This window comes from Paractinoplanes atraurantiacus (assembly GCF_900215205.1).
GTDB lineage: Bacteria > Actinomycetota > Actinomycetes > Mycobacteriales > Micromonosporaceae > Actinoplanes > Actinoplanes atraurantiacus.
Window position 1 is genome coordinate 520,969 of the sequence record NZ_OBDY01000003.1, and the last position, 24,291, is coordinate 545,259.

General features: G+C 67.9%; 26 protein-coding genes, 2 tRNA genes and 1 rRNA gene. 17 read left to right on the forward strand and 12 right to left on the reverse strand.

The window, feature by feature from the left end:
* Window positions 1–26: 26 nt before the first annotated feature.
* From CRP55_RS11730 to CRP55_RS11755, 6 genes are all read right to left on the reverse strand, one after another.
* Window positions 27–662, reverse strand: a complete 636-nt coding sequence (locus CRP55_RS11730; protein WP_097319836.1) for a GntR family transcriptional regulator — start codon at window positions 660–662, stop codon at window positions 27–29.
* 213 nt (window positions 663–875) lie between these two features.
* Window positions 876–1,388: an SRPBCC domain-containing protein gene (locus tag CRP55_RS11735; RefSeq protein ID WP_097319837.1), complete on the reverse strand. Its 513-nt coding sequence runs from the start codon at window positions 1,386–1,388 to the stop codon at window positions 876–878.
* The gene (locus tag CRP55_RS11740; protein ID WP_097319838.1) at window positions 1,385–1,705 is read right to left on the reverse strand and encodes an ArsR/SmtB family transcription factor; all 321 of its coding nucleotides are present in this window, start codon (window positions 1,703–1,705) and stop codon (window positions 1,385–1,387) included. The genes CRP55_RS11735 and CRP55_RS11740 overlap by 4 nt, the downstream gene beginning before the upstream one ends.
* Before the next feature lie 76 nt (window positions 1,706–1,781).
* Complete coding sequence (locus CRP55_RS11745) at window positions 1,782–3,521, reverse strand: PH domain-containing protein (RefSeq protein ID WP_097319839.1); 1,740 nt, start codon at window positions 3,519–3,521, stop codon at window positions 1,782–1,784.
* Window positions 3,518–3,973, reverse strand: a complete 456-nt coding sequence (locus CRP55_RS11750; protein ID WP_218854335.1) for a PH domain-containing protein — start codon at window positions 3,971–3,973, stop codon at window positions 3,518–3,520. Before CRP55_RS11750 ends, CRP55_RS11745 begins: the two co-directional genes overlap by 4 nt.
* Window positions 3,974–4,716: 743 nt before the next feature.
* Window positions 4,717–5,397, reverse strand: a complete 681-nt coding sequence (locus CRP55_RS11755; RefSeq protein ID WP_097319840.1) for a TetR/AcrR family transcriptional regulator — start codon at window positions 5,395–5,397, stop codon at window positions 4,717–4,719.
* Window positions 5,398–5,545: 148 nt separating this feature from the next.
* Here CRP55_RS11755 and CRP55_RS11760 point away from each other — a divergent pair, with 148 nt between their 5' ends.
* The 5 genes from CRP55_RS11760 to CRP55_RS11780 all read left to right on the forward strand — a co-directional run bounded on the left by CRP55_RS11760 (window position 5,546) and on the right by CRP55_RS11780 (window position 11,501).
* On the forward strand, window positions 5,546–6,742 hold the full coding sequence (locus CRP55_RS11760; RefSeq protein WP_097319841.1) for an FAD-dependent monooxygenase: 1,197 nt from the start codon (window positions 5,546–5,548) through the stop codon (window positions 6,740–6,742).
* A 37-nt stretch (window positions 6,743–6,779) separates the two neighbouring features.
* On the forward strand, window positions 6,780–7,157 hold the full coding sequence (locus CRP55_RS11765) for a nuclear transport factor 2 family protein (protein WP_097319842.1): 378 nt from the start codon (window positions 6,780–6,782) through the stop codon (window positions 7,155–7,157).
* A gap of 121 nt (window positions 7,158–7,278) precedes the next feature.
* Window positions 7,279–8,460, forward strand: coding sequence for an FAD-dependent monooxygenase (locus tag CRP55_RS11770; protein ID WP_097319843.1), 1,182 nt, complete (start codon window positions 7,279–7,281; stop codon window positions 8,458–8,460).
* 218 nt (window positions 8,461–8,678) lie between these two features.
* Window positions 8,679–10,175 (forward strand): MFS transporter, encoded by a 1,497-nt coding sequence (locus tag CRP55_RS11775; RefSeq protein ID WP_097319844.1) that lies wholly within the window; start codon window positions 8,679–8,681, stop codon window positions 10,173–10,175.
* Window positions 10,176–10,331: 156 nt separating this feature from the next.
* Window positions 10,332–11,501: an FAD-dependent monooxygenase gene (locus CRP55_RS11780; RefSeq protein ID WP_097319845.1), complete on the forward strand. Its 1,170-nt coding sequence runs from the start codon at window positions 10,332–10,334 to the stop codon at window positions 11,499–11,501.
* A gap of 103 nt (window positions 11,502–11,604) precedes the next feature.
* On the opposite strand, the gene CRP55_RS11785 is transcribed toward CRP55_RS11780, so the two are convergent.
* Together CRP55_RS11785 and CRP55_RS11790 are read right to left on the reverse strand one after the other, a co-directional pair.
* Entirely contained in the window at window positions 11,605–12,300 is a 696-nt protein-coding gene (locus CRP55_RS11785; protein ID WP_097319846.1) for a TetR/AcrR family transcriptional regulator, read from the reverse strand.
* Window positions 12,301–12,416: 116 nt separating this feature from the next.
* Window positions 12,417–12,908 (reverse strand): MarR family winged helix-turn-helix transcriptional regulator, encoded by a 492-nt coding sequence (locus tag CRP55_RS11790; protein ID WP_097319847.1) that lies wholly within the window; start codon window positions 12,906–12,908, stop codon window positions 12,417–12,419.
* Between the two features lie 202 nt (window positions 12,909–13,110).
* Here CRP55_RS11790 and CRP55_RS11795 point away from each other — a divergent pair, with 202 nt between their 5' ends.
* The 3 genes from CRP55_RS11795 to CRP55_RS11805 all read left to right on the forward strand — a co-directional run bounded on the left by CRP55_RS11795 (window position 13,111) and on the right by CRP55_RS11805 (window position 14,897).
* Window positions 13,111–13,539 (forward strand): DUF6069 family protein, encoded by a 429-nt coding sequence (locus CRP55_RS11795; RefSeq protein ID WP_097319848.1) that lies wholly within the window; start codon window positions 13,111–13,113, stop codon window positions 13,537–13,539.
* Window positions 13,540–13,614: 75 nt separating this feature from the next.
* A complete protein-coding gene (locus CRP55_RS11800) occupies window positions 13,615–14,259 on the forward strand; it encodes an NAD(P)-dependent oxidoreductase (protein WP_097319849.1) in 645 nt (214 codons plus the stop codon).
* Entirely contained in the window at window positions 14,256–14,897 is a 642-nt protein-coding gene (locus CRP55_RS11805; RefSeq protein WP_097319850.1) for an NAD(P)-dependent oxidoreductase, read from the forward strand. The genes CRP55_RS11800 and CRP55_RS11805 overlap by 4 nt, the downstream gene beginning before the upstream one ends.
* A 180-nt stretch (window positions 14,898–15,077) precedes the next feature.
* On the opposite strand, the gene CRP55_RS11810 is transcribed toward CRP55_RS11805, so the two are convergent.
* Window positions 15,078–15,148: transfer RNA gene (locus CRP55_RS11810), tRNA-Gly, on the reverse strand.
* Between the two features lie 132 nt (window positions 15,149–15,280).
* On the opposite strand from CRP55_RS11810, the gene CRP55_RS11815 reads away from it, so the two are divergent.
* The 5 genes from CRP55_RS11815 (at window position 15,281) to clpX (ending at window position 19,722) form a co-directional block, all read left to right on the forward strand.
* A tRNA-Pro gene (locus CRP55_RS11815) sits at window positions 15,281–15,354 on the forward strand.
* Between the two features lie 37 nt (window positions 15,355–15,391).
* On the forward strand, window positions 15,392–16,747 hold the full coding sequence (gene tig / locus CRP55_RS11820) for a trigger factor (RefSeq protein WP_097319851.1): 1,356 nt from the start codon (window positions 15,392–15,394) through the stop codon (window positions 16,745–16,747).
* Window positions 16,748–16,912: 165 nt separating this feature from the next.
* Window positions 16,913–17,542: an ATP-dependent Clp protease proteolytic subunit gene (locus CRP55_RS11825; protein WP_097319852.1), complete on the forward strand. Its 630-nt coding sequence runs from the start codon at window positions 16,913–16,915 to the stop codon at window positions 17,540–17,542.
* A gap of 11 nt (window positions 17,543–17,553) precedes the next feature.
* Window positions 17,554–18,219 carry an ATP-dependent Clp protease proteolytic subunit gene (locus tag CRP55_RS11830; protein ID WP_097319853.1) on the forward strand — a complete coding sequence of 222 codons (666 nt, stop codon included), beginning with the start codon at window positions 17,554–17,556 and terminating at the stop codon, window positions 18,217–18,219.
* 213 nt (window positions 18,220–18,432) lie between these two features.
* Window positions 18,433–19,722 carry an ATP-dependent Clp protease ATP-binding subunit ClpX gene (clpX, locus tag CRP55_RS11835; RefSeq protein ID WP_097319854.1) on the forward strand — a complete coding sequence of 430 codons (1,290 nt, stop codon included), beginning with the start codon at window positions 18,433–18,435 and terminating at the stop codon, window positions 19,720–19,722.
* A 104-nt stretch (window positions 19,723–19,826) separates the two neighbouring features.
* Here clpX and CRP55_RS11840 read toward each other — a convergent pair whose 3' ends face one another.
* Together CRP55_RS11840 and CRP55_RS55600 are read right to left on the reverse strand one after the other, a co-directional pair.
* Entirely contained in the window at window positions 19,827–20,753 is a 927-nt protein-coding gene (locus CRP55_RS11840; protein ID WP_097319855.1) for a hypothetical protein, read from the reverse strand.
* Complete coding sequence (locus tag CRP55_RS55600; RefSeq protein ID WP_097319856.1) at window positions 20,750–21,277, reverse strand: PadR family transcriptional regulator; 528 nt, start codon at window positions 21,275–21,277, stop codon at window positions 20,750–20,752. Before CRP55_RS55600 ends, CRP55_RS11840 begins: the two co-directional genes overlap by 4 nt.
* Window positions 21,278–21,348: 71 nt before the next feature.
* Here CRP55_RS55600 and CRP55_RS11850 point away from each other — a divergent pair, with 71 nt between their 5' ends.
* The 3 genes from CRP55_RS11850 to CRP55_RS11860 all read left to right on the forward strand — a co-directional run bounded on the left by CRP55_RS11850 (window position 21,349) and on the right by CRP55_RS11860 (window position 23,187).
* On the forward strand, window positions 21,349–21,735 hold the full coding sequence (locus tag CRP55_RS11850; protein WP_097319857.1) for a nuclear transport factor 2 family protein: 387 nt from the start codon (window positions 21,349–21,351) through the stop codon (window positions 21,733–21,735).
* A 31-nt stretch (window positions 21,736–21,766) separates the two neighbouring features.
* Complete coding sequence (locus CRP55_RS11855) at window positions 21,767–22,249, forward strand: hypothetical protein (protein ID WP_097319858.1); 483 nt, start codon at window positions 21,767–21,769, stop codon at window positions 22,247–22,249.
* Window positions 22,250–22,389: 140 nt separating this feature from the next.
* Complete coding sequence (locus tag CRP55_RS11860; RefSeq protein ID WP_097319859.1) at window positions 22,390–23,187, forward strand: carbon-nitrogen hydrolase family protein; 798 nt, start codon at window positions 22,390–22,392, stop codon at window positions 23,185–23,187.
* 16 nt (window positions 23,188–23,203) lie between these two features.
* On the opposite strand, the gene CRP55_RS11865 is transcribed toward CRP55_RS11860, so the two are convergent.
* The gene (locus tag CRP55_RS11865) at window positions 23,204–23,419 is read right to left on the reverse strand and encodes a hypothetical protein (RefSeq protein WP_097319860.1); all 216 of its coding nucleotides are present in this window, start codon (window positions 23,417–23,419) and stop codon (window positions 23,204–23,206) included.
* 591 nt (window positions 23,420–24,010) lie between these two features.
* On the opposite strand from CRP55_RS11865, the gene CRP55_RS11870 reads away from it, so the two are divergent.
* Window positions 24,011–24,291: ribosomal RNA gene (locus tag CRP55_RS11870) — 16S ribosomal RNA — on the forward strand; the annotation flags it as partial.

Consider the following 24,291-nt stretch of genomic DNA (forward strand, 5'->3'; position numbering starts at 1 on the left):
TCCAGCTTTGTAACGAGCCGATTTCGCTACGTCAGGTAGGTGCGGGCGCCGTGATCGTTCAAGGCCGCGGCGATGCCTTGGACATCGCCGCGCTCGACGGCGGCGAACAGGCGTTCATGTCGCAGCACGCCCTCCGCGGCCCGGGCCGCCTCCGCCTCGCGGCGCATGTTGACCGCCATGTACAGCTGAATGCGCACCAGAACCGAGCCGTAGAGATCGGCGAGCTGGCGGTTGCCGCCCAGCGCGACCACCTCGGTGTGGAAACGCCGGTGGGCGTTGGCCAGCTCCAGCCGGTCGCCGGCCTCGGTCGCCTCGCGCATGGCGTCGAGCGCGGCCCGCAGCGCGGTCAGGTCGGGGGCCGCCGGCATCGAGGACACGGCGTGCCGCTCCAGCACGTCGCGCACTTCGTAGAGCTCGCGCACGTCATCGTCGGAGAGCGTGGCCACCCGGGCCCCGCGGCGGGGGATGTGCTCGACCAGGCCCTGCTGGGCGAGCAGCCGCATGGCCTCGCGCAGCGGCGCCCGGCTGATGCCGAGCCGGCGGGTCAGCTGCTCCTCGACCAGGCGCTCGCCGGGATCGCTCCGGCCGCTCAGGATCTCGCGGCGCAGCCGTTCGACGGCGAGCTCCACGAGGCTGTACGTCTGAAGCTCACCCTCGGTCACGCCGACGAGTCTGCCAGCCGCCCCTCACGCCCGGTCGTGCCGGTCGTGGCCGCGGGGACGGCCGGGGCGAACGCTGGGCCAGACCGCCGTGGCGATCATGACGATGCCGATCACGATGAGGGCGATCCAGAGAAGGGTCACTGCGGGAGGTTAGCCCCGGCCGGGCCCCGTGTGCTGCCTCGGAACCCGGCCGGATCGTGCACCATGTGACAGCTATCGCCCGGCCAGGCTCGAGCCCGTCTCGACCAGCGTCTTGAGGTCGCTGAGGATCCAGGCCCAGCCGCCACCCGCGCCGTCGTCCTCGGTGCCGGCGACCATCGCGGCCGTCTGCGGCGCGCCGGTGAGCTCGTGCGTGACGGTCAGCTTGTGAACGCCCGGCTGCATCTTGGCTTCCTCGATCTCGTACGTCAGCGTGGTGAAGGGCTCGGCCGCGGTGCCCGGGTCCATCAACATGCGCCAGGTCTGCACGAGCCGGCGCGGCGGGTCGGCCTCGATGACCTCACCGTCCACGATGACGTCGGGCACCTCGAAGCCGTTGGCCTTCGCGAAGTCCTTCATCTCCTGGGTGGCCATCGACCGGTAGGAGCCGCCCGGCTTGAGCTCGTAGTCGGCGGGCGACGCGTAGGCGTACCGCGAGGTCCACTCGGGGTCGGTGATGGCGGCCCAGATCCGCTCCGGGCTCGCCTTGATCCAGACGCGGTACACCTGGGTGGTCTCGGTGGTCATGGCTCTTCCTCCAGCGCGTTTTTGAGATCGAGAAGTGCGGTGACGTGACGCTCCGTGTATTTGTCGATCCACCGGTCGTGGATCTGCCGGATCGGAACCGGATTGAGGAAGTGCAGCTTCTCCCGGCCCGACCGGCGCGTGACGACGAGACCCGCCTCTTCCAGCACTTTGAGGTGTTTGGCGACGCCGAAGCGCGTCATCGCCAGCTCGGACTCCAGCTCGGTGAGCGTGCGGCCGTCACGCGCGAAGAGCAGGTCGAGCAGGAAGCGCCGGCTCGGGTCGGCCAGCGCCTTGAATACCAGGTCGTCGTCGGCCATGACGCAAAGTTATGAGACCAATAGGTCACATGTCAAGCTTAAGGTTCTCTTCATAGACCAGCGTCGAAGTGTTCCGTTACGTTGACGCCCGCACGTCGGAACGGGTGCAGACGCGCAGCGCTGGGTGGCGGCCCGGCGCTGCGCCCCCACCCCCTTCGATGAATCGCGCGGCCAGCTCGGGCGTGGCACCGCTGATGAAGACGAGCGCCTGCTCCACGCCCATGTCCGGCGCCTGATAGTGGCGCTCACCGGCGGCCGTGGCGATCCCGACGGTCATCCGGCCGCCCCAGCGCTGAAGAAGCGATTGCCGCAACGTCCACCCGATCACCGCGCCGTGCTGGAGAGCGACCGTGTTGCGGCTGAGCGCGCCACGCCGTACGACCAGATAAGGCCCGTCCAGGGCGTGCCCCAGCGACCGATAGGCCACCACGGCCAGCACCAGGGTGACCGGCACCAGGGCCAGCGGCCAGAACCAGCCGTCGAAGAAGAGCAGGACGACCGAGGCCACCACGGGCCCGGAGATCGCCCAGCCGAGCCGCCTCCGCAGCGCCCCCAGCGGATGCGGCACCAGCTCCGCCTCCAGGGGCCGCCGCCCGTCCGGCAGCAACCGCCCGGCGATCTCACGGGCTTCACTCAGGCGCAGCCGCGGCAGAATCGCCCCCGACGGCGCGTCGACGGTCTGCCGCAGCCCCGTGGTGACGACGCTGGTCTCGGCCAGGCGCAGCCAGCGCCACACCAGCGGCTCCCGGAAGGCCAGCCCGCGCATCCGCCGGTCGTCCCGCTGCAGCGTGCGGGTCGTGAGCAGCCCTCGCCGGGTCACCAGGGCGTCGCCTTCCCGGGCCAGCTCGAACCCCCAGTTCTCCACCACGAAGGAGACCGCCGACCCGACCACCCCGAACGGATAGAGGATCACCGCGCACAGCACCAGATTCCACACCAGGCTCCGCGAGTCCCACCCGCTCAGTTCTCGCCCCACCCCGAGCAGGTCGACCCCGAACGGCCGCAGGAACCAATACAGCGCGAACACCGGCCCCACCACCACGACCGGCCCCCAGACACTGACCGCATTGAGCGGCACCCACCCCCACCGAAGCCGCGCGATCACCTCCCGCCCAACGCCGCGGCCGCCGCCTTCTCCTCGCCCGCCCGCAGCCCGCGCCCCGATCTCCCGCGGTTCGCCACCCGCGCCCGCCGTCCGCCCTTCGCCGTCCGCAGCGTGCCCCGCGCCGGCCTCGCGCTCTCCGCCCGTCGCGGCGTGGCTCGCGCCGGCCTCGGGGTTTTCGCCTGCTGCGGCGTGGCTCGCGCCGGCCTCGCGGTTGTCGCCCTCTACGGCTGGGTCCGCGCCGTCCTCGAGCACTTCGCCGGCTGCGGCCTCGTCCCACGCGCTCGGCAGAAGTTCGCGGCGCAGGCGGGCCGCGTGCCCGCTGTCCAGCGCGTTCAGCGTGAACGACGACGCCTGCTCACCCGACCCGATGTGCATCACCCGCAGCCGGAACAGCCGCGGCACCAACTTGGCCGAACTGTCCACCGTGCGGATCCGGTCCCTCGCGACTGTCCGATGCCGTTTCGCCGCCCACCCGCTGCGCATCTCCACCGCCGCCGCACTAACCCGGTAGCGCGTGGTCATCCACCGCACCAGATCGAGCAGCGCACCGAGAAACCCGGCCAGCGACCCGGCGACAAGCGCCCACACCGGCCCATCGTCATTGAAGGCGACGGCACCCAGATAACCCACCGCACACGAGAAAGCCGCCCGGATCAGATCCATGTAGACGACCCGAACGCTGAGCCGCCGCCACCCGTCGTCCCCGCTCACGTCGCGTCCCCCGGCGTGGCCGCGGTGACCTCCCGTAGCCGATCGACAGTCTCCCTGGCGACCCCCGCATCCAGCCCCTCTATCGAGATCTTGCCTTCACTGGACGCCGTAGTGACCTTGACCGTCGCAATCCCCAGCATCTGCTGCAGAGGCCCGCTCTCGGTGTCGATGCTCTGAATCCGCGACAGCGGCACGATCTGCCACTTCTTGGTCAGCCACCCTTCAAGCGCGTACACCGCGTCATCAGTCGTCTCCCACCGATGCACCCGATAACGCCACCCAGGCATGACCACCACATTGACCGCGTAGACCACCCCAAGCCCCACGATCACGGGCCCCAGCCACCCCCGAGCAGCCTCGACCCACCAGAAAACGGCCCCGAGCCCGCCGAGAACCCCAAGCCCCCAAAACAACGCCTGCAGCGTCCGCCACAGCACAAACCGCCGATCCACGCGGCACCGAGGCGGCCGCAGCCTCAAACCATCGCTACCCATGATCCGCACTCATCGCGCTTCGAGCTCGAAGGCGCCCATGCCCCCAAGTTAGAGACCCCAAGCGACCCGCAAAAGCTACTTTGGTAGGGCTCCCATAGACCAAGGTCAGCCCCAGCCGCCCACCCACCGCACCGTGGGTTTCCGGCCCCCTCGACCTCCAGACAGACATGCCGTCCGCCCAGGCTCCCAGCCGCGCGGCGTGGCCCACCGCCGTCTCACGCGAGTGCCACCACCCGCCGTACACCCAAACCGCAGTCAGACCTCAGCCACCCACCAGCCGAAACCGTTCCGCACCGTGGAGGTCTGGGGGCTCGGCCCCCAGGTAGACATGGCGATCCGCCAGGGTCCGCGCATTCCGCGGACAGGGCTCACCGAAGGAGAGCGGGCGACGAGAATCGAACTCGCGTAATCAGTTTGGAAGCAACAAGTCGATCATGTCAGTGCGGCCCACCCAGTTCCAGAGGATGCCCGTGACCTGCTGTTTCATCTCAGCTTCGTCCCGGTGCATCCCAGGGCTGGGCGGGCCGTTCCGGTCGGTTCCCTAGCAAGATCCCTATCATTTGCCCGGTGCCCGGAAGTGGAACGCGCGATTACGGCCGGATCGCCGACCTCGACGCTATCGAGGCTTCAGTCATCCCGTCCCGCGGGCAAGCCTCCGTTGTCGGCCGTAACCGCAATGGGGCAGCCGCTGACTAGCGGGCTCAGGCATCGCTGGTTTCGTGGTCGCGCGAGGATATGCGGGGTAGCCACCGGCCGGCGATGGCGTCGAGTTGCTCGCGGTTGAGTGGTTCGCCCAGGTCCTGGGCGAATGTGGGGTTGCGGAGTCCGGCGAGGATCAGGTTCAGGTATCGGGTGTGGAGGCCGGGGCGGACTGAGTTGCCGTGGTGGGCGACCTCGCTGAGCATGGTGAGCAGGATCGGTAGGTCGTCGGCGGTGACGTCGGGCCGGAGGGTGCCTTCGTCCTGGGCACGGGCGACCAGCCGTCGCAGCAGTGGCTCGAGTTGGTCGCTCATGTTCTCGAAGTGCTGCGGGCCGAAGCCGTGGCCGAGCGCGAGGTCGCGCAAGCCGCGGTCCTCGGCATACATCCCGGCGGCTGTGCTGAGTACCGTGACCAGGCCATCCCAGCCGGATGGAATCTGCAGCGCGGCCTCGACGGTGGCGATGAACTCCGCTAGGCGTTGTGCGAATACGACCTCCACCAGTTCTTCCTTGGTGGGAAAGCGTCGATAGACGGTGCCGAGGCCGACGCCCGCGCGGTCGGCGATGTCGTGGAATGTGCCAGCCAGCCCTCGTTCGGCGAAGACCTCCTGAGCTGCGCGAATGATGCGGTCGCGGTTGATCTGGGCGTCGCGGCGCAGGGGGCGGTTGTCGGTCGTGGTCACGCCGCGAGCCTAGCTAAGCGGACGGGGTGCGTCAGCTTCTGTGATGTCTTCCACTAAGCGGACTAGGTGCGTCCGCTTATCGGCTACGGTCGTAACCGGACGCAGGTAGTCCACTTGTCCGCTCAAGGCCCTCAGAGGGAGAAGATTCGTGACCAAACGCGCACTCGTGGTCGGGCTCGGTATCACCGGTATCGCTACGGCTGTCCGGTTGCGGCAGATCGGCTGGGAACCGGTGATCGTGGAGCGGGCGCCGCAGCGGCGCAGCGGCGGGTACTTCATCATGCTGTTCGGCACCGGTGCGGCCGCTGCCCGGCGGCTCGGGGCGCTGGATGCGATCGGCACTCGCAGCGGCCCGGAGGCCGTCGCCTTCGCGGTCGACCGGGACGGTAACCGGGCGCCGGCGATGCTGCCGTCGGCGCTGCCCGGTGAGCCTCGCATGCTGCTGCGCGGCGATGTTGAGCAGGGACTGTTCTCGGTGCTGCCGTCCGACGTCGAGATCCGCTACTCCACGGTGCCCGTCCATATCCGCCAGGACGACGCCGCCGCGCACGTGACCCTTCTCGACACGGCCTCGGGCGGTACCCGCACCGAACGTTTCGACCTGGTCGTCGGTGCGGACGGGATGCGGTCCACGGTCCGCACCCTGGCCTTCGGCGACCAGTACCTGCACCCGTTGAACTTCATGATCGGCGCCACCGTCCTGGACCGGCCACTGACCGGGTTCGGGTTGTCGGAAGGGCTGTGGCTGGCCGAGCCCGGCCGGTCCGCTATCGCCTTCTCGTTCACCAACCACGCGCCGAGTGTGCTGTTCACCTACCGCACCGACGACCCGGATGCTCAGTTCGAGCGGGCGCCGATCGACAACATCCGGGCCGCTTTCGGTCCCGGACCGGCCGGGCCCGTCCTGGAGGAGCTTTTCGAGCGGTACGAGCAGGCCCCGGACGCGTTGTTCGACTCGGTCCAGCAGGTCCGAATGCCGCAGTGGCATCGCGGCCGGGTGGTTCTGGCCGGGGATGCCGCGTGGTGCCTGACTCTCTACTCCGGGATGGGCGCGTCTACCGGTATGGCCGGCGCCGACCTGCTCGGCACCATGCTCGAGCGGCACGCCGACGACATCGGCACCGCCCTGAAGGCTTGGGAGGAACGGCTGCGGCCCTACATCCAGGACCAGCAGACGTCCGCGCTCACCGACCGGCTGTTGTTCATCGCCAAGGACGAGCAGGAGTTCGCCATCCGTACCCAGATGATGCGGATGCAGGCTGACCCGGCGTTCGCCGCCGAGATGGCGAACTCGCCCGCGGCCGCGGGTTTCGCCGCCAAGAACCTCGACATCGCGGCCCTCTGAGCGACGGATCAGTTCGACCAGTCCGAAAGGAAGACAGATGACTGCGACCGAAACGGCGCTCGACCGGTACATCACCTTCATGGGCCGGGCCGCGCACGACACGGCTCTGCTCGACGACCTTTCGTCGATCTTCGCGGTGGACGCCACCGTGGCGATGGGAACACCCGAAGTGGTGGCCGGGCTGGACGCGATCACCGAGTTCTACCGCGGCTTCTACGCCGGCGCCGGGGACAGTAAGCACTTCTGGACCACCACCGTGCTCGACGACGGCACGCTCAAGGCCCACTTCATCGTGGCCGGGCGTAACCCCGACGGCAGTCTGATGGCCCGCAGCGGCATCGAGCACGCGACTGTCAACGACGACGGTCTGATCACCAGCCTGACGGTCACCTTCACCGGCGCGCTCGACAACTGAGATCCGCCCCGCGGCACGCACCGGCCGAGCCGCGGCGCACCAGCAGGCCGTCACCTTCTGCGACGAGCTGCCGCACGACCCCCGTCGCGGCAGTTCGTCGCGTCAATCAGGGAGTGAATTCATGGGACAACGCGCGTTGATTGTGGGCCTGGGCATCGCCGGTATGGCTGCGGCGATCGGGCTGCGCCGCGCCGGGTGGACGCCGGTGATCGTCGAACGGGCACCGCAGCGCCGTACCGGCGGCTACTTCCTCGGGCTGTTCCCCGAGGGCCGTGAAGCCGCCGCCGAGCTCGGGATCATCGAGTACCTGCACACCCGTAACCCGAGCGCCGACGTGGACACCTGGTCGTTGGACCGGCGTGGCAACCGTGGCCCGGGCGTCGGTTTCCTCGACCAGCCCGGCCAGCCGGCCGCCGTGCTGCGCGGCGACGTCGAAGCCGCGCTCTGGCAGGCCATCGACGGCGTGGAGGTTCGCTTCGGCACCGTGCCCGAGGAGATCACCCAGGACCGTGCCGGCGTTACCGTCCTGCTGCGCGACACCGTCGGTGGGACGGAGTATCGCGAAACCTTCAACCTGGTCGTCGGGGCGGACGGTCTGCGGTCGACCGTACGCAGGCTGGTGTTCGGACCGCACGAGGAGTTCATGACCAACTGGAATGCCATGATCTGCGCGTTCCAGCTGCCCGCGCAGGCGCCGACCTTCGCCGAGCAGGAGAGCGTCATCAGTGCCCAGGCCGGCCGCGCGGTCTGGATCTTCGGGCTGTCCGACCGGACCCCGACCACGCTGCTGACCTACCGCACCAAGGACGTCGACGCCGAGTTCGCCGTACCCACCGCCGAACGCCTGCGCACGGTGTTCGCCGGGATGGACGACCCTGCCGTCCGGCACGCCCTGGACTGTCTGGAGAATGCGCCGGAGCACCTGTTCGACTCGGTGCACCAGGTGCGGATGCCGCGCTGGAGCCAGGGCCGGGTAGTCCTGATCGGCGACGCCGCCTGGTGCCTCAATCTCTACTCCGGGCTGGGTGCCACCTCGGCGCTCAAGGGCGGCGCCGCGCTCGCCACCGCCCTGATGGACCACCCGGGCGACGTCACCGCCGCCCTCGGCGCGTGGGAGGCACGCCTGCGCCCGTTCATCACCAAGGAGCAGCGGCTCACCCACATCAAACGGCACCTGTTCGTGCCGTCGAACCGGGTCACCGAAACGATCCGGACGCTCGGCATCCGCCTCATCAACGCCAAAGCCCGGCGGGCCGCCGCGAAGACACGCGCTCCGCAGCCGGTGACAACCGGGCGCCGCTGACCACGGACCGGCCCTGCCGGAAAGCGCCCGCGGCGCAACCGACGACCTTCTCCTGGCCGGCCCCCGCACCAGCGGGCGCTCACACCCGAACAGCAACCGAGAAGTGCGAGCGACTCCGTCAAGTTCCGCGCCCCCACGACGAAGTGGATAGCACGCATCCACATCACCCCCCACGTCGGCGACCTGCGGGCGAGCCCTTCCTGCGAAACGGATCTCCTATGACCACTCAAGTACGAACCCACGCGGCGAGCGCACCGATCCACGCACCTGATCCACATCATGCGAAGCGCTGGCTGATCCTGGGTGTGCTCGGCATCGCGCAGCTGATGGTGGTGCTCGACGGTTCGATCGTGAACATCGCGCTGCCGTCCGCGCAGGCCGGGCTGGGGTTCAGTACCGAGGACCGGCAGTGGATCGTCACCGCTTACGCTCTGGCGTTCGGTGCGCTGCTGCCGCTGGGCGGGCGCATCGGTGACCTGATCGGCCGCAAGACGGCGCTGATGATCGGCTTGATCGGTTTCGCCCTGGCCTCCGCGCTCGGCGGCGCGGCCGAGAGCTTCGAGATGCTCGTGGTCGCCCGGGCCGTGCAGGGCGTGTTCGGTGCCCTGCTCGCCCCGGCCGTGCTGTCGCTGCTGACCACCACGTTCACCGACGGCAAGGAACGCGCCAAGGCCTTCGGGATCTACGGTGCGATCGTCGGTGCCGGCGGCGCGATCGGCCTGCTGCTCGGCGGCACCCTCACCGAGTACCTCAACTGGCGCTGGTGCATGTACGTCAACATCTTCTTCGCTGCCGCCGCCGCGGTCGGTGCTGCCATGTGGCTGCGCAACCAGCGCCACGACGGACCCCGTCAGAAGATCGACATCCCCGGCACGATCACCGTCTCCGCCGGCCTGTTCTCCCTGGTCTACGGCTTCGCCAACGCCGAGACCCACGACTGGAGCGACGTCGTGGTCTGGGGCTGGCTCGCCGCCGCCGTCGTCCTGCTCGCCGCGTTCGTCGCCATCCAGGCCCGGGTCGCCCAGCCGCTCATCCCGCTGCGTGTGCTCGGCGACCGTACCCGCGCCGGCGCGCTGCTGTCCGTGCTGATCCTCGGCATCGGCATGTTCGCCGTGTTCCTGTTCCTGACCTACTTCGTGCAGCAGAACCTCGGCTTCTCCCCGGTCCGTTCCGGTGTGGCGTTCCTGCCCATGATCGGCGGCCTTGCTGTTGCCGCCACCATCGCCAACAGCGTCCTCGTCCCGCGTTTCGGCACCCGCCCGGTCGTCCCGTCAGGCTTCCTGGTCGCCGTCGCCGGCATGCTCTGGCTCACCCAGCTCGACGCCGGCTCCACCTACCTCGCCGACGTCCTCGGCCCGCTGGTCATCGTCGGCATCGGTATCGGCATGGCCATGGCCCCCTCCATGAACGCCGGCACCGCCGGTGTCGCCGCCGACGACGCCAGCGTCGCCTCGGCCCTGGTCAACACCGCCCAGCAGGTCGGTGGCTCGATCGGCACGGCCGTGCTGTCCACCATCGCCGCCTCCGCCATCACCGACTACCTCGTCGGCAAGAACCCCACCGGCGAGGTCATGGCCGCAGCCGCCATCAACTCCTACACCACCACCTTTGCCTGGGTCGCCGCCTTCTTCGCCGCCGGCGCCGTCATCAGCGCCCTCCTGCTGCGCTCCGGCGCACTGCCCACCAACCCTGACGCCCCCACTGCGCACATGTGACCCCCGCACAGCGCTGACGCCAGCCACAGAAGCCCCTCTGGTTCCCGCGGGGCGGGAACCAGAGGGCTTCGCTGCGTCCGAGGTTGTGAAACTCCTCAGCAGCCCGCCGCCGACCCCGAACTGGATAAGGGAATCCGCTTCAGTTCCGGAGGCACGATGAGTACACAGGGCAAGGCCCTCGTTGTGGGGCTGGGAATCGCGGGCATGGCCACGGCCATCCGTCTGAAAGAGGCCGGCTGGCAGCCGGTGATCGTCGAGCGTTCACCCGAGCGCCGCACCGGAGGCTATTTCATCGGCATGTTCCCGGAGGGCGTGGCGGCCGCGCAGCGGCTCGGCGTGTACGACGAGATCGTCAAACGCACCATGCCCGATGTCGTGAACTGGGAGATCAACGCCGACGGCGAGCGCAAGCCCGGGATGGGCTTCGCGGATCAGCCTGGCAAACCACAGTCGGTGTTACGCGGGGACATCGAGGCCGGGCTGTGGACGAAGGTCGACGGCCAGATCGAGGTGCGTTTCGACACCAGTCCCGATGAGATCTTCCAGTCCGCCACCGGCGTGATGGTGACCTTACGCACGGGCTCGACCGGAGAGACCCGTACCGAGCCGTTCGACCTGGTGGTCGGGGCCGACGGCATGCGTTCCACGGTGCGCCGGCTGGTCTTCGGCCCCGACGAGAAGTTCCTCAAGCCGATGGAGGCGATGATCTGCGCGTTCCAGATGAGCCGTCAGCTGCCGGGCCTCGGCGACCGGGAAGCGGCGATCGTCTCGGAACCGAAACGCTCCATGTGGATCTTCACGATGGAGGACACGCCGCCCACGGTGCTGCTGACCTACCGCACCAAGAACATCGACGAGCAGTTCACCAGCCCCGCACCGCAGGTGCTGCGGGAGGTCTTCGCCGGGGTGTCCGCCGGCGGGCTGATCGAAGCCGCGATCGACGAGCTCGAACGAGCACCGCAGATGCTGTTCGACTCGGTCAACCAGGTGCGCATGGACCGGTGGCACGAGGGACGGGTGGTGCTCGTCGGTGACGCAGCCTGGTGCCTGACGTTGTACTCCGGCATGGGCGCCACCGCCGGCATGCTCGGCGGCGCGACACTCGGCGACAAACTCGCCGAGAATCCCGGCGAGGTCACCAAGGCGCTGGCGGCGTTCGACGCCGAACTGCGGCCCCTGATGACCAAGCACCAGCAATTGGCGTTGCACAAGTCGCAGCTGTTCGTGCCATCCAATGTCACCGCGCACTGGCTGCGCAAGCACATCGTGCGGGCGATCACCGCCAAGGGCGCCCGGGAACGCGAGAAGGCAGCAGCCGGGGCGTGATGCGGCACCAGCCCGGTCTGCTGTTGTCCGAACGGCGGGGCCGAGCGGTCAAAGGCTCGACCCCGCCGGCAAAGGGGGGCGCGTGCACTCACCCCCGTCGAAGTCAGGAGGATGCGGGGCGGCTGCGGCCTTGCGCTCGGCTCTGCATGATCAAGCTGGCGTCGGATTCGCTCATTCCGGGAGGCAGTGCCGGCTTGGACGCATCAGCACGCAGAGACTCGAGCAAGAGGTCGAAGTAGCGGTGGTAGGCCCCCGGGCACACGGCCTCGCTGGACGAGGCGACCTCGCCGACCATGAGCAGGATCATCAGCAGATCCCCGATGGAGACCCCGGCGCGCAAGGTGCCTTCCTGCTGCGCGCGCTCGATCAGCTCCCGGACATGGACTCCGATGGTGGTACGCAATCTGGCGGTGAGTTCCTGCCCATGCCCCGCCCCCGTGATCGTTTCCCACAGCCCGCGGTTTTCTATCTGGGATCGGGCTACCGCATGCAGCAGTTGGGTGAGCCCCTCCCAGGCGCTGTCAGCGCGAAGGGCGTCCTCGGTCCGTACCGCCAAGGCGGCGATGTCGTCCCGCAGCACCGCAGCGATCAAGGCTTCCTTGTCGGGAAACCGCCGGTAGACGGTAGCGACTCCCACCCCGGCATGCCGGGCGATCTCGTTCAGGCCGACGTTGAGGCCCTGCCTCGCGAAAATCTCGCGTGCGGTGGTGAGGATCTGCTGCCGGTTGCGCTCGGCGTCACGCCGGATCGACGGAGCACTGCCCGTCGAACCGGGGGCGGGCTCCTTGCCGGACGACATGAGGTGACCTCCGCAACGACGGGCGCCACCGGTGACGATATCCGGGCCAGCCAGGCATAAGACGGCTTTTGGCGCTCTTAGAACGCGCCAGGCACCGGACGTTAAGCGGTTGCCCGTCAGGCGGATGGGTTGCGGCACGGGTCGTCGACCCCGGTGGCACGCACGATGCGGCGGGCGATGTCGCGCAGTTGCCGTTGCTGCGCCTTGGTGAGCGCGTCGAACACCAGGCGCTGCACCTCGTTCACATGCCCAGGAGCTATCGCCACGATCGTCTCCCAGCCGGTGTCGGTCAGGATCGCCAGGGTGAACCGGCCGTCGGCGGGATCGGGGACACGCCGGATCCAGCCGCGTTTCTCGAGCCGAGCGACGACCTGCGACAACCGTGGCAGCGAGCCCTCGACGAACGCCGCCAGCACACTCATGCGCAGGCTCCGCTCCGGTGCCATCGACAGACGCGCCAGGACCTGGTACTCGAAGTGACTCACCTGGGCATCGCGCTGGAGTTGAGCGTCGAGTGCCGCGGGGAGCCGGGCCATCATCACGGTCAGCGCGAGCCAGGTCTGATGCTGCTCCTCATCGAGCCAGCGCGGCGTGATCCCGTCTTCCATCCGCCCACCATAACTTCCAGATCGAGAACGACCCGAGGACCGGTCATGACTTGCATCTTGAAGTCAATGACCCTACCGTAACTTAAACCTTGAAGTCACGAGGCGGCCTGATTCGCCCTCCGGAAACGGCGACTCGCCGAAACCGTCGCTCCTGTTCTTGGGCACTTTCAGCTCATCTCACCCATCCCCGGGAGTTCTCACCATGACCACAGTTGCCGCCCCCGCCCGCATCTCCTGGAAATCCACGCTCGCCGCTGCCGGCCTCGGCGCCGTCGGCGGCCTTATCCTCAACACCGCCATCGCGTGGGGCGCCCGGACCCTGGCGGACATCCCCAGCGAGTTCCAGCAGCTGACCCTGCCCGTCTACGGGTTCCTCACCGTCCTCGGCGCGTTGATCGGGGCCATCGGCTGGCGCCTCATCGTCAACCGCAGCCGCAACGCCGGCCGGCTGCTGACCTGGCTCGTGCCGGTCGTGCTGGTGCTCTCGATGATTCCCAACGTGCTGCTGCTGGTCTCCAAAGCTCAGCCGGGAACGACCACCGCCGGGGTCGTCGCCCTCATGCTCATGCATATCGCTGTCGCGGTGGCCGCCGTCCCCGCCTACCGGCGCCTCATGCCGCCCCGGTCCTGACCTTCCCACCCGCCCAACTACCCGCGCGGCACGCCCGCACGGTTCACCGAACACTGTTCCAGGAGCACTCAGACCATGATCACTATCGCCATCATCGGTGTCACCGGGTTCGCCGGGTCACACATCGCACGAGCTGCCACCGCTCGCGGCCATCGGGTGGAAGGCGTCAGCCGCAACCTTCCGGCCGATCCGATCGAGGGCGCGTCCTACAACGCCGCGCCGGTGAGCGACGACGCCGTCCTGAAGCGCGTCGTCGCGGACGCCGATGTCGTGGTGGCCTCCCTCAGCCCGCGCGGTGACCTCGCCGGGAAGCTGACCGAGGCGGTCGCGCGCATCGCCACCGAGGCGGCAGCGGCCGGCACCCGCTTGATCGTCGTCGGCGGGGCCGGGGCACTGCGGGTCGCACCCGATGGGCCTCGCGTAGCCGACGGCGACAGCCTTCCAGCGTTCCTGATCGAGGAGTCACGGCAGACCGCGGCCGTGGTGGCCTGGCTCGAACAGTCAGCTCCAGACGGCCTGAACTGGACCTACATCAGCCCCGCCTTCGGATTCAGCCCTCGCGACCCCGGCGAAGCCACCGGTTCGTACACCTTCGCCGGCAACCAGGCGACCTTCGACAGCAAGATCTCCGCCCCGGACTTCGCCGCCGCCGTCACCGACGAGATCGAAGCTGACACCCGTAGCGGGCACATCTCGGTGTACAGCGAGATCACCGCATGATCGTCACCATCTTCGGGGCGACGGGCGGCATCGGCCGGCTCGTCGTCGAGCGGGCATTGGAGCAGGGCCACGAAGTACGCGCATACGTCCGGAATCCTGGCAAGGTCACGATCAACCATGAACGGCTGACAGTGATCGACGGCCAACTGAACGACTACCCAAACGTGCGTAAGGCGATCGAGGGCAGTCAGGCGGTCATCGACGCGATTGGAGTGCCTGTGCAACGCCACTACGACTCGGCCGACGCACTGAACGGGGCACGGGCAATCATCCTGGCGATGCAGGAGACCGGAGTCCGCCGACTAGTGGCCTGGTCGACCCCGACCGTCCGCAAACCCACGGACAAGCGCGCGTTCGGGCTGGTCGCCGGCCGGTGGGTCATCCGGACCTTCTTCAAACAGACAGCCGCCGAACTACACGCGATCGTAGACGCGATCGAGAAGTCGGGCCTGGACTGGACTGTCGTCAGGTTCGGCCCTCTCGGCGACAGCCCCGACGACCGGGAACTCCGCGCCGGAGACGGCGATGGATACAGCCCAGAAAAGGTTGCCCGCAGCCAGATCGCCGGGTTCATGGTTCGGGAGCTCTCCGAGAACCGATGGGTGAGGCAGCTGCCGATCGTGCACAACGACAACTGAACGATCGTTGTGGGTCCATCCGAAGTCCTGGAGCTGGTGCCTTCAGATTTCCGCCAGCAACGCCTACCCGAACTTAAAAGTCCTGGTCAGGGGGTTGATCATCCCTAGCATTCCCTAGCAAAGATCAAACTCGCCTGCATCCGTGCAGCCCAAATTGGCCCCTGACCAGGGCAAACTCTGAGCGGGCGACGAGAATCGAACTCGCGTAATCAGTTTGGAAGACTGAGGCTCTACCATTGAGCTACGCCCGCAACGTCCCCGTTTGATCGGGGTCCGCTCGCATAGCTTACTGGGTCCGCCAGGGGCTTTGCGAACCGGATAGGTGCCTGAGGTGACTCCAGCGCACGCGTGGGGAAGCGGACCGCATACACTGGCCGACGCCACGGGGTGTGGCGCAGCTTGGTAGCGCACTCGCTTTGGGAGCGAGGGGCCGTGGGTTCAAATCCCGCCACCCCGACTGACATCATCTATCGGCAGCAACAAGGAGTACGCCTGTGAAGAGCACCGTCGAGACTCTGAGCCCGACGAGGGTGAAGCTCGCTATCGAGGTGCCGTTCGACGAGCTCAAGCCGAGCCTGCAGAAGGCGTACCGGGAGATCGGCGCGCAGGTGCAGGTGCCGGGCTTCCGTCGCGGCAAGATCCCGGCAGCGGTCATCGACCAGCGTGTCGGGCGTGGCGCGGTCCTGAACGAGGCGGTTCAGGAAGCCATCCCGCAGCAGATTCTGGCCGCCGTGCGTGAGCACGACGTCAAGACGCTGGGCCGGCCCGAGGTCGAGATCACCGAGTTCGCCGACAACGAGCCGCTGAAGTTCACCGCCGAGGTGGACGTGCGTCCCGAGATCTCGGTGCCGGACCTGTCCACCATCAAGGTGGAGGTCCCGGCCGTCGAGATCGGCGACAACGAGATCGACGAGCAGATCAACGGCCTGCGTGAGCGCTTCGCCACCCTCAAGACCGTCGAGCGTGCGGCCGCCGAGGGCGACTACGTGCAACTCGACCTGAACGCCACGGTCGACGGCGAAGAGGTGCCCGGTGGCTCGGCCACCAACATCTCGCACGAGGTCGGCAGCAAGCAGCTGCTTCCGGGCCTCGACGAGGTGCTCGTGGGCATGTCGGCCGGCGAGGACGCCACCTTCACCACCCAGCTCGTGGGCGGCGACTTCGCCGGCCGTGACGCCGAGGTGGCGGTGACCGTGCGCAGCGTCAAGGACAAGCAGCTTCCCGAGATCGACGATGAGTTCGCCCAGCTGGCGAGCGAGTTCGACACGCTCGACGAGCTGAAGGGCGACCTGCGCGAGCGGCTCACCAAGGTCAAGAAGGTCGAGCAGATCTACGCGGCTCGTGACGAGGCCCTCAAGCAGCTCGTCGAGGCGGCCGGGATCCCCGCTCCTGAGGGCGTCGTCAAGGACGAGGTCGAGGGCCGCAAGCAGGCGATGACCGACCAGCTGGAGCGGATCGGCGCGACCCTGCAGGACTACCTGACCTCCGAGGACAAGACCGAGGAGCAGATCGACCAGGAGCTGACCGAGGCGGCCGAGGAGGGCGTCCGGATCCAGCTGCTGCTCGACACCATCGCCGACGCGGAGGACGTGCAGGTCTCCGACGACGAGTTCGGTCACGAGATCGTGCACCGGGCGCAGCGCGCCCAGATGCAGCCGCAGCAGTACTACGACCAGCTGGTCCAGTCGGGCGCGGCGGCCGCCGTGTTCGGTGACGTGCGCCGCGGCAAGGCGCTGGCCTCCGTGATGGAGCAGGTCGAGATGAAGGACGCCGAGGGCAACGTTCTGACCCTCGACGACCTGCGTGCGGCCAGCGACGAGGAGCACGGCCACGAGGGCCACAACCACTGAGTTCGTACGGCGTGAGCCGCCACCCCTGGGGTGGCGGCTCTCTGCTTTTTCCCGGGCGCGTGCGCTGTCAGCGAACACCTGCCCGAGCGGGAAGCCGTTGCCCATTTCACCGGTTAGGTTGGGCGTACGACGGACAACCTGCCGGCTAGCTGTTGAAGGGCTGCCATGACCGATCTTCACCTCCCCGCGAGCCCCCTGCTGCGCGGTGACTCAATCAGTGGCAACCTCGACGACTCGGTCTACAACCGCCTGCTGCGTGAGCGCATCATCTTCCTCGGCAGCGAGGTGACCGACTCGGTGGCCAACCGCATCTGCGCGCAGCTGCTGCTGCTCTCCGCCGAGGATCCCGAGCGCGACATCAACCTCTGGATCAACTCGCCCGGTGGCTCGGTCTACTCGGGCATGGCGATCTACGACACGATGCAGTTCATCGACAACGACGTCTCGACCGTCGCGATGGGCATGGCCGCGTCGATGGGACAGCTTCTGCTGTGCGCCGGCACCCCTGGCAAGCGCTACTCGCTGCCGCACGCGCGGATCATGATGCACCAGCCTTCGGGCGGCATGGGCGGCACGGCCGCCGACATCGCGATCCAGGCCGAGCAGATGCTTTACACCAAGCGCATGTTCCAGGAGCGGGTCGCCTTCCACACCGGCCAGACCCAGGAGCAGATCGAGCGCGACTCCGACCGTGACCGCTGGTTCACGGCGGAGGAGGCCAAGAACTACGGCTTCATCGACCAGGTGATCACCGGGGCCACTCAGGTTCCCGAGGGCGCCGGAACGCTGAACTGAGGAGCGGAACTATGACTGACCTGACGACGCCTCGCGGGTTCGCGCCGGTGACCAACCGCTACGTGCTGCCGTCCTTCATCGAGCGTTCTTCGAACGGGATGATGAAGGAGACGAACCCGTACAACAAGATGTTCGAGGACCGGATCATCTTCCTCGGCGTGCAGGTGGACGACGCGTCGGCCAACGACGTGATGGCCCAGCTGCTGACGCTGGAGAGCTCCGACCCCGACCGTGACATCACGATGTACATCAACTCGCCCGGTGGCTCCTTCACCGCCATGACGGCGATCTACGACACCATGCAGTACGTTCGCCCCGACATCTCGACGGTCTGCCTCGGCCAGGCCGCCAGTGCCGCGGCGGTGCTGCTGGCCGGTGGCACCCCGGGCAAGCGCCTCGCGCTGCCGCACTCGCGGGTGCTGATCCACCAGCCGGCCACCGAGGGTGGCTACGGTCAGGGCTCGGACATCGAGATCCAGGCTCGCGAGATCCTCCGCATGCGGTCGCAGATGGAGGAGATGATCTCCCGCCACACCGGCCGTACGACCGAGCAGGTCCGCAAGGACGTCGACCGCGACAAGATCATGACGGCGGCCGAGGCCAAGGAGTACGGCATCGTCGACACCGTCCTGGTCAGCCGCAAGAAGACCCTCCAGGCCGTCGGCAGCGGCAGCTGAGAGAAGCGTATCGTCAGGGGCCGGCCGGCCCGAGTTAGACTGGCCGACCCCTGACACGCCCGTTTTGGGGGGTCGGAGAACAGCCCCTTTGCGGGTAACGTCGAGCATGCAGCCTCAGTTACGCGGTTCGGCAGACGATGAGAAGGCAACGGGGCGTTTCGTCCTCGGTTCCGGGCCGGCAGCAGTCGGCCGATGAGCACAAGGAGTACGTAGGTGGCACGGATCGGCGACGGCGGCGACCTACTGAAGTGCTCCTTCTGTGGGAAGAGCCAGAAGCAGGTCAAGAAGCTCATCGCGGGCCCCGGGGTCTATATCTGCGACGAGTGCATCGACCTCTGCAACGAGATCATCGAGGAAGAGCTGGCCGAGACCGGCGAGGTGAAGTGGGAAGAGCTTCCCAAGCCGATGGAGATCTGCCAGTTCCTCGACCAGTACGTGGTGGGCCAGGAACAGGCCAAGAAGGCCTTGTCCGTGGCCGTCTACAACCACTACAAGCGGATTCAGGCCGAGTCGAGCGGCGCCCCCGGCGCGGGCAGCGACGTCGAGGTGGCCAAGTCCAACATCATGCTCATCGGCCCCACCGGCTGCGGCAAGACGCACCTGGCCCAGACGCTCGCGCGGATGCTCAACGTCCCGTTCGCGATCGCCGACGCCACCGCGCTGACCGAGGCCGGCTATGTCGGTGAGGATGTCGAGAACATCCTGCTCAAGCTCATTCAGGCCGCCGACTACGACGTGAAGCGGGCCGAGCAGGGCATCATCTACATCGACGAGGTCGACAAGATCGCCCGCAAGAGCGAAAACCCGTCGATCACCCGCGACGTCTCCGGTGAGGGCGTCCAGCAGGCCCTGCTCAAGATCCTCGAGGGCACTGTGGCCAACGTGCCGCCGCAGGGTGGCCGCAAGCACCCTCACCAGGAGTTCATCCAGATCGACACGACGAACGTGCTGTTCATCGTGGGCGGCGCCTTCGCCGGTCTGGACCGCATCATCGAGTCCCGCGTCGGCCACGGCGGTGTCGGCTTCGGCGCCAACCTCCGCTCGATCACCGAGCGCAAGACCGACGACATCTTCGGCAAGGTCATGCCGGAGGACATGCTGAAATTCGGCCTGATTCCGGAGTTCATCGGCCGTCTGCCGGTCATCACCACGGTGCGCAACCTCGACCGCGAGGCGCTCATCAAGATCCTCACCGAGCCGCGCAACGCGTACGTGAAGCAGTACCAGCGCCTGTTCGAGCTCGACGGCGTCGAGCTCGAGTTCGACCAGGGCGCGCTCGAGGCCATCGCCGACCAGGCCATGCTGCGCGGCACGGGCGCCCGCGGCCTCCGCGCCATCATGGAAGAGGTCCTGCTTTCCGTGATGTACGAGGTCCCGAGCAACCCCGACGCCGCCCGCGTGGTCATCACCCGCGAGGTCGTCCTCGAAAACGTCAACCCCACGATCGTCCCGCGCGAGTTCGTCGGCCGCCGCCGCCGCGAGCGCGAGGAGAAATCCGCCTGACTTTCGCTTGATGCCGCCGTCTCTCGCTGTGAGAGACGGCGGTTTTTTCTGTACGGGTGCACAACCGCCCCAACCGCAAGAATCCCGGCACCGCTGCGGCCGGCTCATTGCATGGCGGTGCCTGGCGGATGGCGGGCGTCTCGGGGGCACGCGAAGACGTACAGCGAATAGCCCCGGCCTATCACCACGTCCGTGGGAGTGCGGGGAGTTCCGTCGTCCTCGCTGGACGCCGCGGTGATCAGCAGCTTCATCGGGCTGCCGCATGTCGCGCAGTCGACCGCGTGCCAGTCGCTCAGCGACCAACTGGCGAACCCGCCGGCCTTCCACCCGGGCGCCACCGACAGGTCGTCGTCGTAGTCGAGCCCGTGCCGGTCCGCCCACCGCTCGGCCTGGGCCCGCAGCTCGTCCGGCAGGAGCGCGTCGTACTCGTGCTCCCGCACCACTTCGGGCCGGACCACACACGGTGTCGCCAGATAGTCCTCGTTGACGACCGCCGGCTGCGGCACGCTCCCGAGCGTCACCCCGACGTCCCCGGCCCGCCGCCACCGAAACTCCACCCGCGGGTTGTAGCCCGTCGACTCATGATCGAGCGGGCACCACAGCACCTGGAGAAGGTCCGCGTCTTCCGGCCAGTCGATGCCCGGCACGTCCCGCCGATACAACTGAGCCACCGGCACGAGCGCGATCGGCCGGCGCGCCGCCGCATGCGGCTCCGAGTAGTCGTATCCCGGCAGTTCGGCCCGCTCGGCGTCGGTCACCTCATACGGCTTCCCGGTGGCCGCGGCCCGCGCCTGTGCCGCCGCGTAGATCCGCCGCTGCCGCCACACCGTCTCGACGGTCAGGAGCCGATCGAGATAGTGGTCGTCGTCGGCGCAGTGGGGCCACGCCTCGCCGGCCGGCCACAGCAGAGGCCCGCCCACCGAGCTTTCCGCCGCTGACGGCTCTCCCGGCGCCGGCCGCAGCCGGGTGGCGTCCCGGGCGTACTCCCGCAGCCCCGGAACCGCTTCCTCGATCTCGGCCCGCCGTGTCACGCCGTCCCGTCCTCCCCGCCGCGCAACCGCTGAAGCACCAGCTCGGTCCATTGGATGTTCTGCTGCTCGTACATGATCCCGGCCATAAGCGTCAGATACGGCCCCAGGTCGTCGCCGCTCTCGGCGAGCAGCCGCTCGTAGCCCGCCAGTTTCTCCCGCGACCGCGCAAGTCGCGCTTCGGCTCCCGCGACGAGCGCGCCGGCATCGCCCGATTCGACCGCCTGGAGCTTCACCAGGAACTCGTCCCGGATGGCCGCGGGCCGGGCCGGCTCCCGGACGAACTCCCGCAGGGCCTGGTGTCCGGCCGCGGTCAGGGTGAAGACCCGCTTGGTCGGCCGGCGGCGCTGCTCGACCACGCGCGCCTCGACCAGCCCGTCGCGCTCGAGTCTCTCCAGGTCGCGGTAGAGCTGCTGCGGTGTGGCCGACCAGAAGTCCGCGACCGCCACATCGAAGCGCTTGGCCAGCTCGTAACCCGACGCCTCGCCGCGAGACAGCGCCGCCAGCACCGCATGTCGCAACGACATCTGGACAGCCTCCCGTGTCCGGGCTAGCGTCATGCCTACCTATTCAACTTGTTGAGTATAGGGGCCTTCTCGTGACCGCAGTCCACCCCTTCCGCGCCGCCGTGGAGTCGGGCGACATCGCCGCCGCCATCGCCCTCCTGGACGACGACGTCGTCTTCCACAGCCCCGTGGTCTACAAGCCTTACGTGGGCCGCGCCGCCGTAGCCGAGATCCTGCGCGCCGTGGTCCAGGTCTTCGAAGACTTCCGCTACACCCGCGAGATCAGCACCCCCGGCGCCCTGGACCACGCCCTCGTCTTCCGCGCCCGCATAGGCGACCGCGACCTGGAGGGCTGCGACTTCATCCACCAGACCGCCGACGGCCGCATAGCCGAGCTGACCGTCATGGTCCGCCCCTTGTCAGCCACCCTGGCCTTGGCCGAGTCGATGAAGGCCCGCCTGACCCAGCCGTCGGCCTGACCCGGCGCCCGGCGTCGTTCGAGGAGCGCGCGTGGACGACGGAGCCGTCGGTGAAGTGGAGGTCAGCGCCGAGGCCGTGGCTCTGGCCGGCCTCGAGCCGGTCCACTACCGGGAGGGGTTCGGTTTCACGACACGGGAGAGGTTGAGCGCCGAGGCGTGGGCCCGGCGGATCCTGGAAGGGTCGTCCTGGTCGCAGCGGGCCAAGATGCTCGCCGCCTGGCGGCTGCTCGGCGTCGGCCTGGCGCCGCTGAAGGCGCCCGGACAGGTGCTCGGCTGGCGGATCCAGCGCAGCGACCCGGAAGTGGTCGTCCTGGCCGTCCGGGCGGCCGCCGGTTGCAGCGTCCGCCTGGTGCTCCGAGCCGAGCCCGGCCGGGTCACCCACGCCATGCTCGTCCGCTACGACACCGTCCTGGGCCGTCTTGTCTGGACGAGGTTCGCCCCCGCCCACCGCCGCTTCTACGTCGACCTTCTCGACCGCGCCCGGCGTGCTGGTCATGAACCGCTCCCCTCCTGAAGTGCCCTCACTCAGTAAGACGCTTCGAGGACGCCGAGTTGCTTACCTCGAAGCGGCTTGGTGGGAGGGAGGGGAGCGGGGCTCATCCCGTACACACGAAGGCCTTGGGTGTTGGTTGTGAGCGCTCGTAGGCTGCACTCATGCGCGTTGCGGTGTGTCAGCTGAATGCCAGGGACGATCGGGAGAAGAACCTGGCTACGGCCCGGGAGTTGCTCGAACGGGCGGCCGCGGGTGGGGCTCAGCTGGCCGTCCTGCCGGAGTACGTGGACTACCTGGGCCCGGGGGACGGTGCGCCCAAGGCCGAGGGCGTGGACGGTGAGTTCGCCGGCTTCTTCGCGCGGGCGGCTCGGGAGCTCGGGATCTGGGTGCATGCGGGGTCGTTCCACGAGAGCGGGCCGGACGCGCGCCGTACGTACAACACCTCTCTGGTCTTCTCTCCCTCGGGCGAGCTTGCGGCGCGCTATCGCAAGATTCATCTGTACGACGTGGAGATCGCCGGACGGGTCTCCTACCAGGAGTCCCGGTCGGTCGCGCCGGGGGACGAGACCGTGGTCGCGGAGATCGCCGGCGTGCGGACCGGGCTGTCGATCTGTTACGACCTGCGGTTCCCGGAGCTCTACCGGCGGCTGGCGGTGGAGGGACAGGCGCGGGTCCTGGTGGTGCCGGCCGCGTTCATGATGCATACGGGGCGGGACCACTGGGAGGTTCTGCTGCGGGCCCGCGCGATCGAGAACCAGTGCTACGTGGTGGCGGCGGGACAGATCGGAGACCACGAGCCGGGGCGTACGTGTTTCGGGCGGAGCATGATCGTCGACCCGTGGGGGACCGTGGTGGCTCAGGCTCCGGACGAGGTGGGCGTGGTGAGTGCGGACATCGATCTGGGGCGGCTCGAGCGCATTCGTCAGGAGCTTCCGAGCCTGGCCAACCGCCGGCTCTGAGTCGATGTTGCCGGGGTCACAGGAGCTGCACTAAGTAACTGACCACTGTCAGTCCGATTACGGCGCCTCCGGCCATGAGCATGGCGCCGCCCATCCGGGACGGACCTCTCATGACCAGCTTCCGTACGGACAGAACGACCGTGACCAGCACAAGCGCGCCGATCACGAACTGCCAGAACGGGATCATCATGTCGGTCAGAGCGTCGGCTGCCAGCGTCGCGGAAGCACCCATGAGCCCACTCTTTCACGGTCAAAGGCTCGTTTGGGCGGTCTCGCGGCACCGGTGGGCACGGGGGTCGATTTGCCTGCGCGGCCTCGGGTCGCGTAACTTTCTCCCTGCCCACGGGAAACCGGGACGGAACGGAGCGAAAGCGACGGGCCGGATCAAGACCTCGGGGGTACGCGGTAAGCTTGCTCAGCACTTCGGTGGTGAGCCGGGCGAGATCGGAACAAGGCAACTTGCGCCGATGGAAACGACCGGGTAGAGTTACCGGGCCGGACAGGAGCCGGGCGGACGGATCGCTGAGCGATCGAGTCGGCCGGTCTGTGGGCCACCTTCACGAATCACCCGCTTAGCGGCGGGTTCGAAGCGTGAGGAAAACTTGGGCGGTGCAAGCAAGATCCTAGATCTTGCGCTTGCGGAGCCGACCAGGTAAGTTTGAGCGGTTGCCCCGGAGCAGTCAGCCGGGTAGCGGTTGTTCTTTGAGAACTCAACAGGGTGCTTGATAAGCCAGTGCCAATTAAGTAATACCCCGGCCAGCTTTATGCTGGTGGGAAATTCCTTTGGCAACACTTATGTTGCCGGGACGCTTTTCCACAGTTTTTGTTGGAGAGTTTGATCCTGGCTCAGGACGAACGCTGGCGGCGTGCTTAACACATGCAAGTCGAGCGGAAAGGCCCTTCGGGGTACTCGAGCGGCGAACGGGTGAGTAACACGTGAGTAACCTGCCCTGGACTTTGGGATAACCCTCGGAAACGGGGGCTAATACCGAATACAACCTCTCACTGCATGGTGTGGGGGTGGAAAGTTTTTCGGTCTGGGATGGGCTCGCGGCCTATCAGCTTGTTGGTGGGGTGATGGCCTACCAAGGCGACGACGGGTAG